The sequence below is a fragment of the Flavobacterium sp. MFBS3-15 genome (genome assembly GCF_026107645.2).
Taxonomy (GTDB): Bacteria; Bacteroidota; Bacteroidia; order Flavobacteriales; family Flavobacteriaceae; genus Flavobacterium.
Genome location: NZ_JAPCHV010000041.1, coordinates 1 through 1,291, shown reverse-complemented (window position 1 = coordinate 1,291; position 1,291 = coordinate 1). Strand labels below are relative to the sequence as shown.

At 42.4% G+C, this 1,291-nt stretch carries 1 protein-coding gene; it reads left to right on the top strand.

What is annotated here, in order from left to right; all coding sequences use genetic code 11:
- The coding region (locus tag OGH69_RS18210; RefSeq protein WP_265175926.1) for an IS1182 family transposase at window positions 1–1,291 on the top strand (1,291 nt) is incomplete at both ends.

Below are 1,291 nucleotides of genomic sequence, written 5' to 3'. Positions count from 1 at the left end.
TCTTTAAAGATTACAATCCCAAGCAAAATTTTCTACTTCCTCCAAGTTTAGAGGAGCTGATAGAAGAGAACCATCCTGTAAGAACCGTCTCCGATGTGATTGACGGTCTTGACCTGCAATGTCTAATCAAAAACTACAAGCCCGGAGGCACTTCCAGCTACCATCCCCGAATGCTATTAAAAGTGTTGGTTTATGGTTATTTATGCAATATCTTTTCCAGCAGGAGGCTGGAAGAGGCCTTAAAGCAGAATATCCATTTTATGTGGTTAAGTGGTATGAGCCGCCCCGACCACAACACGATAAACCGCTTTAGGAGCGAGCGACTTAAAGATGAGATACAGAATATTTTTACCCAGGTTGTATTACTTTTAGAATCACAGGGGCATGTGAGCCTTAAAACTGTTTTTACCGATGGCACTAAGATAGAGGCCAATGCCAACCGCTATACCTTTGTATGGGGCAGATCCATAGAGCGCAATAAAAGGCGTATTGAAGAGCAGCTGCAGGACTTATGGAACTATACGCAGGAAGTTGCTGTTGCTGAATCTAAAGATAAGTCAGAAGTTACATTTAAAGCTATTGATAAAAAAGCTGTTGAAAAGACTATTGAGAAGATAGATACTGCCCTCAAAAACAAAAAGATATGTCCTAAAGTACGTCAGAAACTTAACTATGCCCGTAAGAACTGGCCGGCGAACCTTGAGAAGTATGCTGAGCAACAAGAGATAATGGGCAACCGCAATAGTTTTTGCAAGACCGATACCGATGCTACCTTCATGCGCATGAAGGAAGACCATATGAAAAACGGCCAGCTTAAGCCCGGATATAACCTACAGATAAGCACCCACAACCAGTTTATCGTACATTACTCCTTACATCCTAACCCGAATGATACCAGGACACTGCCCGAACACATAAAGACTTTTAAAGAACTATACCAAAAACTTCCTGAAGAACTTGTGGCAGATGCAGGCTATGGCTCACAAGAGAATTATACTTTGCTTGAAAATGAAGGCATTCAAGCCTATGTAAAATATAATTACTTCGACAAAGACACTAAAACAGGTATTCCCAGCACTTCGCTATCCAACCCTGAAGTGGCGCATTTACGAACAAAAGCGTATAACCTGCTTACAACTGACAGGGGAAAAGAACTCCGCAAGCGAAGATGCCACGATGTAGAAACAGTCTTTGCACAGATAAAAAACAATAAAGGCTTCCGCAGGTATAACCTGCGCGGCAAAGCCAAGGCTGAAGTGGAAACAGCATTGCTTGCTATCGCCCACAACCT